Source organism: Chamaesiphon sp. OTE_20_metabat_361 (assembly GCF_031364565.1).
In genome coordinates, this window is sequence record NZ_JANLWO010000130.1 from 1 (window position 1) to 8,601 (window position 8,601).

Annotated in this window: 11 protein-coding genes; 9 read left to right on the top strand and 2 right to left on the bottom strand. The window is 41.2% G+C overall.

All coding sequences use genetic code 11. The annotated features are described in order from the left end of the window. From RMO35_RS03575 to RMO35_RS03590, 4 genes are all read left to right on the top strand, one after another. Window positions 1-392 (top strand): tetratricopeptide repeat protein (locus tag RMO35_RS03575; protein WP_309738605.1); only part of this gene is annotated, 392 nt, incomplete at its 5' end. 41 nt (window positions 393-433) lie between these two features. Continuing rightward, window positions 434-1,204, top strand: a complete 771-nt coding sequence (rfbF, locus tag RMO35_RS03580) for a glucose-1-phosphate cytidylyltransferase (RefSeq protein ID WP_309738606.1) — start codon at window positions 434-436, stop codon at window positions 1,202-1,204. A 38-nt stretch (window positions 1,205-1,242) separates the two neighbouring features. Then, window positions 1,243-2,328 (top strand): GDP-mannose 4,6-dehydratase, encoded by a 1,086-nt coding sequence (locus RMO35_RS03585; protein ID WP_309738607.1) that lies wholly within the window; start codon window positions 1,243-1,245, stop codon window positions 2,326-2,328. A 198-nt stretch (window positions 2,329-2,526) separates the two neighbouring features. Next, window positions 2,527-3,789 (top strand): class I SAM-dependent methyltransferase, encoded by a 1,263-nt coding sequence (locus RMO35_RS03590; RefSeq protein WP_309738608.1) that lies wholly within the window; start codon window positions 2,527-2,529, stop codon window positions 3,787-3,789. On the opposite strand, the gene RMO35_RS25160 is transcribed toward RMO35_RS03590, so the two are convergent. Next, complete coding sequence (locus RMO35_RS25160) at window positions 3,775-4,080, bottom strand: type II toxin-antitoxin system RelE/ParE family toxin (RefSeq protein WP_396134942.1); 306 nt, start codon at window positions 4,078-4,080, stop codon at window positions 3,775-3,777. The genes RMO35_RS03590 and RMO35_RS25160 overlap by 15 nt on opposite strands. 11 nt (window positions 4,081-4,091) lie before the next feature. Further along, window positions 4,092-4,361, bottom strand: a complete 270-nt coding sequence (locus RMO35_RS03595; protein WP_309738610.1) for a hypothetical protein — start codon at window positions 4,359-4,361, stop codon at window positions 4,092-4,094. Between the two features lie 60 nt (window positions 4,362-4,421). On the opposite strand from RMO35_RS03595, the gene rfbC reads away from it, so the two are divergent. From rfbC to RMO35_RS03620, 5 genes are all read left to right on the top strand, one after another. After that, window positions 4,422-4,952: a dTDP-4-dehydrorhamnose 3,5-epimerase gene (rfbC, locus tag RMO35_RS03600; protein ID WP_309738612.1), complete on the top strand. Its 531-nt coding sequence runs from the start codon at window positions 4,422-4,424 to the stop codon at window positions 4,950-4,952. A gap of 18 nt (window positions 4,953-4,970) precedes the next feature. Further along, window positions 4,971-6,107 (top strand): DegT/DnrJ/EryC1/StrS aminotransferase family protein, encoded by a 1,137-nt coding sequence (locus RMO35_RS03605; protein WP_309738613.1) that lies wholly within the window; start codon window positions 4,971-4,973, stop codon window positions 6,105-6,107. Continuing rightward, window positions 6,104-6,742, top strand: a complete 639-nt coding sequence (locus RMO35_RS03610) for a GNAT family N-acetyltransferase (RefSeq protein WP_309738614.1) — start codon at window positions 6,104-6,106, stop codon at window positions 6,740-6,742. Before RMO35_RS03605 ends, RMO35_RS03610 begins: the two co-directional genes overlap by 4 nt. Window positions 6,743-6,751: 9 nt before the next feature. Next, window positions 6,752-7,528, top strand: coding sequence for a CmcI family methyltransferase (locus tag RMO35_RS03615; RefSeq protein WP_309738615.1), 777 nt, complete (start codon window positions 6,752-6,754; stop codon window positions 7,526-7,528). 23 nt (window positions 7,529-7,551) lie between these two features. Next, a partial coding sequence (locus RMO35_RS03620; RefSeq protein ID WP_309738617.1) for a glycosyltransferase family 2 protein occupies window positions 7,552-8,601 on the top strand: 1,050 nt, incomplete at its 3' end.

An 8,601-nucleotide genomic window follows, 5' to 3' on the forward strand; every position in this document is an offset into this window, starting at 1 on the left:
CCTTTGTACTAGCCTCTGGCATGGCTTTCTTGATTTCGAGCGTATCAGGACTGAGCGGATTATTTGGCAGCTCACTGAACCAACCCGTCGCCAGCGAAAATCCCGCCCAATCTCAGAGTGCCCAATTTAAAGCCGAAGAGAAAGGTTTTCTCGCAGTTTTAAAACGAGAACCAAATAATCAAACTGCACTACGTGGCTTAGTCGAGATTCGGATGCGGACAGGTGACGCTCCAGGCACCAAAGCCGCCCTCGAACAGCTCGTCAAACTCAATCCCACCAACAAGGAGTACAAAGAATTACTCGCGGCTATCGATAAACAGATGGCGGAGCCTAAAAAAGTGGGTACTCTAAAACCAACTGAGCCAAAGCAACCAACTCAACCAGCTAAGTAGTTGCGGGTGCAGGGTGTACTCATCAACCAGCAACTTATTCTATGAAAGTCGTTCTCTTAGCAGGTGGTTTAGGCACGCGTCTGACTGAAGAAACTGAAATTCGCCCCAAACCAATGGTCGAAATTGGCGGTCGTCCGATCCTCTGGCATATCATGAAACACTATGCCCACTATGGATTTAACGAGTTTTTAGTGGCATTGGGCTATAAAGGCGAATATATCAAACGCTATTTTCTGGACTACTACACCCTCAACGGGAGTATGACGCTAGATCTAGCCACTGGATTGGTTCAGCCCCAACTTAAAGAATGCGAAGACTGGAAACTCCATTTGCTCGATACGGGAGTCCAAACTAATACTGGCGGACGACTCAAACGCTTAGAACCTTATCTCAGTGATGGAACGTTCCTGATTACCTATGGCGATGGCGTCAGCAATATCGATCTCCAACAGTTGCTAGCATTTCACAAATCCCACGGTAAATGGGTAACAGTCAGTGCGGTCCGTCCACCAGCGCGATTTGGCGGACTGGTAATCGAAGGCGATTTGGTGGCAAACTTCACCGAAAAGCCTCAAGCGGGTGAAGGCTGGATTAATGGCGGATTTCTGGTGATGGAACCCCAGGTGTTTAAGTACCTCACCAATGACAGTGCGGGATTAGAAATTGAACTATTAGAGCAATTAGCTACAGATGGACAGTTAGCAGCTTATCGTCACTATGACTTCTGGCAATGTATGGATACCCTCCGCGATAAGTACAATTTGGAAAATTACTGGCAAAGTGGCAATCCTCCCTGGAAAGTTTGGGAATAATAAGCAGGTGGGTTGTATCGTATGCGGATAGATTGGCGATGAGTCAAAGTAGTAATTTTTGGGATAATCGTCCGACATTAGTCACTGGCGCGACAGGCTTGCTGGGTGGTTGGTTGGTGAAACGATTGTTGGGTTTGGGTGCGGATGTTATCTGCGTCGTGCGCGATGCGGTACCGCAATCGGAATTAATCCGCTCTGGATCGATCGATCGCGTCAAAGTCGTGCGCGGCGATGTGTGCGATCGAGTCTTCCTCGAACGCGTCTTAGGCGAATACGAAATCGATACGGTAATGCACCTAGCCGCCCAGACAATCGTCGGGATTGCCAATCGGAACCCAATTTCGACTTTTGAGACAAATATCGCGGGTACGTGGCAAATGCTCGAAGCCTGTCGTCACAGCCCCACCGTCAAGCAAATCGTGATGGCATCATCAGATAAGGCTTATGGCGACTGCGATACGCTCCCCTATATCGAAACCACACCCCTTCAAGGTTTGCACCCCTACGACGTTAGTAAATCCTGTGCTGACTTAATCGCTCAAGCTTACGGACACACATATAAATTACCCGTCGCAATTACCCGCTGTGGCAATTTCTACGGTGGCGGCGACTTAAATTGGAATCGGATTATTCCCGGTACGATTCGATCGATCCTGCGCGGTGAAGCTCCTATAATTCGATCGGATGGTAGTTATATCCGCGACTATATTTATTGCGAAGATGGTGCGGCTGCATACACATTACTCGCCGAACAATTGGCAACTAATTCGAGTTTATATGGACAAGCCTTTAACTTTTCTAACGAGACGCAAGTTACCGTGCTAGATTTAGTCTCTCAGATCGTCGAGATCATGGGGTCTGAATTAAGTCCGATCGTTCAAAATCAAGCTAACAATGAAATTCAGCATCAGTTTCTAGATGCAACTAAGGCTAGAGAAATTCTAGGGTGGATGCCTAACTTTACACTCGATCGCGGCTTAGAGAAAACGATCGTCTGGTATGAAAACTTTCTCGATTCACAGCAACAAAGACTACAAGAACGATCTGGTTCTCATCTACAATATTCAAATCTTGAGGCTTTACCATTATCAGAACTAGCCCTTCAACAAATAATCAATAACTAGTAAAAATATTAGGATTTTATTCGTTAGAGTGGTGTCTAAATTACCCCTTCGTTTGAGGTTGATTTACCCCCCAACCCCCCTTATAAAGGGGGGCTTTTGCCCCCTCCCCTTTATAAGGGGAGGGCTGGGGTGGGGTAAAGGACTACGCATCACCACCATAGATTTGTGTATACACCCTCTAATCTTCACCCTCTAAATATGACTCATCATAATTGTCGTTTTTGTCAACAGCCCCTCCAACATACATTTGTTAATTTAGGTGGCTCTCCAATTTCCAATGATTTCCTCAAGCTCGAACAAATTGACAAAGCGGAGAAGTTTTACCCACTACATACTTATGTGTGCGATTGCTGTTTTCTAGTTCAATTACCAGAAGTAGAATCGCGAGAGCATATTTTCGGTGATGGTGACTATGCTTACTTTTCTTCCTATTCCGAAAGCTGGCTTCAGCATTGTGAGCGGTACACCAATCTAATGGTCGAACGATTTGGATTCGTTGGCGTAGCCTCTCCTTCGGAGAATCGATCGAGTCAAGTTATCGAAATTGCTAGTAATGATGGCTATTTGTTACAGTATTTTCAAAAGCAAAATATTCCCGTACTCGGCATCGAACCAGCATCGAATGTCGCCGCAGTTGCCGAAGCTAAAGGTATTCCTACGCTGACTAAATTCTTTGGCGTGCAAACAGCGATAGAATTAGTCGCACTCGATAAACAAGCAGATTTACTACTAGGTAATAATGTCCTCGCTCACGTACCAGATCTCAATGATTTTGTCGCAGGGATGAAACTGCTGCTTAAGCCAGATGGCATCATCACGATCGAATTTCCTCACTTATTACAATTAATCGCTCAAAATCAGTTCGACACCATTTATCACGAGCATTTTTCCTACTTCTCTTTCCTCACTGTCGAAAAAGTATTTGCCGCACATGGTTTGACTTTATTCGATGTTGAAGAATTACCTACACATGGCGGTTCTTTGAGAATATATGGCAAACATACCGAAAATACCCAACAGCCAGTCACCGAGCGAGTAACCGAATTAAAAGCCAAAGAAATTGCAGCTCATCTCGATAAAATCGATACTTACTTAGACTTTACCGAACGAGTCGAAAGCATCAAGCGTCAACTACTCGCATTTTTGATTCAGGCTAAAACTGAAGGTAAATCGATCGTTGGATATGGCGCACCAGCTAAAGGCAATACCTTACTTAATTACTGCGGCGTGCGGACAGATTTTATCGATTATACAGTCGATCGTAGCCCACATAAACAGGGCTTATTTTTACCGGGTACTCATATTCCGATTTGTCATCCCGATCGGATCGCTGAGACTAAACCAGATTATTTACTAATTTTACCTTGGAACCTGCGATCGGAAATCATTGCACAGATGGCATGTATTCGAGGCTGGGGTGGTAAATTTGTCGTGCCAATCCCGCAGCTAGAGGTCATTTGAAAATAAATCTCGTGTCATCCTTCGTTTAGTGTGAAGGATTCTTACAACCTCAATGCAATCGTTATTTATCCGATAGAAAATGTAATGTTTCTCAACGCGATAACAATAGTAGCCTTCGCGAATGTCATCGCGCCGAATGCCAAAGCGCGGCATAGTAACAAGTCGCTCAAAAGCGTTATCGAACACAGTAGCGTAGGCTGTGAATTGCTCCACTCCCCATTCATTTAGTGTGAAAGCAAGAATTTCTCGATAGTCCTGCTCGGCGCGTTGGGTTAGTAGGTATCGTGCCATCGTCTAGACTTTCAGGAGAGATTTTGTTGATGCTGCACTAAAACCTGAGCTTTAATTTCACCCAAACTCAAGGTGGAAAATTCACCTTTTTCTGCTTGTGATGCTCCGATAGCGACTTCTTGGCGCATCCATTCGATTATTTCTGGAGAGTCATCACGATTCATCTCGGATTCTACCATGCGTTCTAGGGCAATTTCGATCGCCTGAACAGGGTCACGATAGCCCAATGACATCATCCGTTGAAGTAGTTGGTCTGCGTAAAGGGTGAGGGAGACTTGCATCGTAATGATTTTTTGACAGTTCTCATCTCTATTATCCTATTTTTTTGATAATTTAGTTACATGAAATTCACCCCCACGAAAATCCCTGGCGCGTACCTAATTGAAATCGAACCCATCACTGACGAGCGCGGCTTCTTTGCTCGCAGCTTTTGCGCCGATGAATTTCAGCAACAAGGATTAAATAGCAATTTTGTTCAGTGTAATGTTTCCTTTACCACTCACAAGGGAACAATAAGAGGGATGCACTATCAAATAGCTCCCGATACAGAAACTAAGTTAGTTCGCTGTACCAAAGGAGCCATCTATGATGTCATTCTCGATTTACGCGCCTCATCTCCCACCTTTAAACAGTGGATAGCCACGGAATTAACTGCTGACAATCATCAGATGTTTTACATCCCTCCTGGCTGCGCGCACGGCTTGCAAACGCTGGTAGATGATACGGAAGTATTTTACCAAATGGCTGGTGTTTACAAAGCAGATGCGGCTAAAGGTGTTAGATGGAACGATCCAGCTTTTGGGATTGAAATGCCCTTAGCTGTGAGCGTAATTAATCAACGCGACCGAGACTATCCTGATTTTACTATTTAATACTGTTCGTATATTACCATGAATAGAATACCAGTTTTTCAACCATTAATCGAGCAAGAAGAGATAGTTGCAAGCACAAAAGCATTAGAGCTAGGTTGGCTAGGAATGGGCAGTTATGTCGGTGAATTTGAAGATGCACTTAAAAAATTTTTAAATATATCAGATCGATATGTAGCTGCTGTTAGCACTGGACATGCTGCATTGCATTTAGGGTTGATGGTTGCAGGGATAGGAGTTGGTGATGAAGTTATCACCCCATCTTTCAATAATATCGCCGATTTTCAGGCAATTTTAGCAACTGGGGCAGAACCTGTATTCTGTGATATTGACGATCGAACACTATGTATAGACTTAGATAAAGCTGAACAGCTAATTACATCAAAGACTAAAGCAATTATTGTCATGGACTATGATTGTGTTTTGTGCGATCATTCTCGTGTTGCAGAATTAGCACATAAATATAATCTACGGGTCATTCATGATGCGGCACATTCATTTGGATCTAAATACAAGGGTCAAATGGTTGGCAGTTTCTCTGATATTTGTATGTTTAGCTTTGACCCAGTTAAAACAATGACGTGCATAGACGGAGGGGCAATAATTGTTCGTACCGAAGATGAATTAAGAGCGATACATGAAATGAGACTGATTGGAATGGGACAGCCTTCATCTGTGATGTATCAAAATCAGCGGGCCTGGACTTATGATGTTAAAAGATTAGGTTTTAGATATCATATGGCAAATCTTCATGCGGCTGTTGGACTAGCTCAAATAGCTAAAATGAGTCGAATTTCTGATAATCGCGCAGCTTACGGCACTTTTTATAACAAAGCCCTAAGTCAAATTCCTCAAGTAATAGTACCTAAAACAGACTTTTCTAACATAACACCTTTCTTATACTATATACGGGTACCAGAAGAAGATCGGGATGCACTGCGATCTTATCTCTCAGATCGAGGCGTAGACACAGGAATTCATTGGCAGCCAGGACATTTATTTACTTTGTTTAAAGATTTTCGACAAGGAGATTTGTCTACAACAGAAAAAGTTGCTAAAGAGATTTTCTCTTTACCGCTCCATTCAGATATGTCAACAGAAACATTAAAACAAATTACTGATAGTATAGCTTCTTATTTTCTGGAGAAGTCCCAATGATAGGCATCAAAACGGGAAAAACTATAGTCTCTATTTTAAAAAATAGTGCGGGTTTACCAGGGTCTGAGATATGTATACCCGTAGGAAAGCCTGTAATATGTCTCCTTAGACCAATTGCTACTAACCCAAATTTACTCAATCAAAATGATATTCATAATTTGACTAATTGGCGAAATCGTTATGTAAGTGCTTTTCTAACTGAATTTCAAGCAACAGAGGAACGTACAGCGAATTGGTTAACTGAAGTAGTTAGATACAATGAAAATAAAATTATATTTATGCTTGAAGATTTGCATGGAGTATCTTTCGGGTATATGGGACTAGATTTTATTGACTGGAAGAACAAGTATGGAGAAGCTGATGCAATCGTTCGAGGTGGACATGCTCCTGCTGGAACTATGAAACTAGCTTTGCAAACTCTTATTAATTGGGCACGAGAATATTTAGAGCTATCAAATTTAAATGTTAGAGTAAGATCTGATAATACAGCTATAAGTTTTTATCAAAAAGCTGGTTTTCATGAAACACATCGCATTTGTTTAGAGCGCAATTTCAAAAATGATATAGTATCATGGATCGAAACCGATCGATCGGATAGTAGCCTGAGTTTAGTTTACATGAAGTATGTTCAATAAAATATAATTATGAAATCAGTTAAAATAGATTTAGAGAATAATGAAGTTATTGTAGAAGAGAATCAATCTAATTCTGTTTATAAGATTGGAACTCCAGAAGCATTTAATATTATCTCTCAAACGTGGCTACGCTGTGGTTGGGACAATAAATATGTGTATACCTTTAGCTGGATGGGTAGACCAATCATTCAATTACCAGAAGATATCGTTCGTACCCAAGAAGTTATTTACAAGATCGAGCCAGATGTCATTATCGAAACGGGTATAGCACACGGTGGCTCTCTCATTCTTTATGCTAGCTTGTGTAAAGCAATAGGTCGGGGGAAGATAATTGGTATTGACATCGAAATTAGACCGCACAATCGTGTGGCGATTGAAGAGCATAACTTGTTTGAATATATTACCCTTGTTGAAGGAAGTTCCGTAAATACTGATATCGTATCTCAAGTAAAATCATTAATCAAACCTACTGATAAAGTTTTAATTATCCTAGATTCAAATCACAGTAGAGAACATGTTTTAGCAGAATTAAATGCTTATGCAGAGCTAGTATCTCTAGGATCTTATATCGTTGCAACTGATGGTATTATGAAAGATTTAGTATCTGCACCTCGATCTCAAGCAGATTGGGGTACCAATAATCCTTATCATGCAGCTCAAGAGTTTTTAGCAACTCATCCTGAATTTAGACTAGAACAGCCAAAATGGGAATTTAATGAAAGTAACGGTTTATCTGAAAATGTAACCTATTGGCCAGGAGCCTGGTTACAACGTATCGATCGATAATTAGGGAGAGATAAATCGTGGATATGAATTTCAAGCAAGTCAATATTGGAATGCCAATATATAATGAGTCAAAACATATTGGTGCAACAATAGAATCTATATTAAATCAAGAATATGCTGATTTTGAATTGATTATTTCTGACAATGCTTCTACTGACAATACTTTAGATATTTGCAACCAGTTCGCAGCTAAGGATAGTCGAATTAGAATTATCGCAAATCCACTTAATATTGGTGCAGCAGACAACTTCAAGCAAGTATTTGAAACCTCAAATTCTCAATATTTTGTCTGGATATCTGGACACGATCTTTGGCACCCACAATTTTTATCTAAATGTGTTACTGGATTAGAAGACAATCCCTCTGTAGTTTTATACTATCCAAAATCTGTTTGGATAGATGAAAACAAGCAAGATTTAGGCACGATTGGTAGAGGTGTTGATACTAGAGGTTTAGATCCAGTCTCTCGCTTTCAAGTTGTATTATGGGGAATGGGATATGGCTCACCTATTTATGGATTACTCAGAAGTTCTGTCCTCAAGCAGGTAACATTGGGAACCAAAACAGTCGGCCCAGATAATATTTTATTGAATGAGTTATCTTTATTAGGCGACATCGCTTATTTAGATGAACCGTTACAATATGTACGCAAATTAGCAGATTTTGGTAGTTGGGAAAGCTATATTAGCAAAATATTCAACCGACAATTATCTGAATTTTCTGGTATAGATCTATTCTGGTCGATGACATATGAATATCTAAAGATTGTCTACAAACATGTCCCCGATCGAAACAATCGATATGTTTTATCGACATCGATAGTAAACTGTCTGCTTACCAAGTATCAATGGATCTTAGCAAGTTTAGCTAGTTCTGATAGTCAATCTACTGATGACCTTTCTCCAGCAGAGCAGAGAATCAACTATGCGTTTGCCCAACTGACACAAGTCGGACAGAATATTGAATCAGTCTGGAAAGATTATCACTTCTCACCAGCAATAGGTAGTCGTAAGTTAATTGCGATCGATGGTGTCTTTTTCCAACTCTATCGTACTGGTATCGCGCGGGTTTGG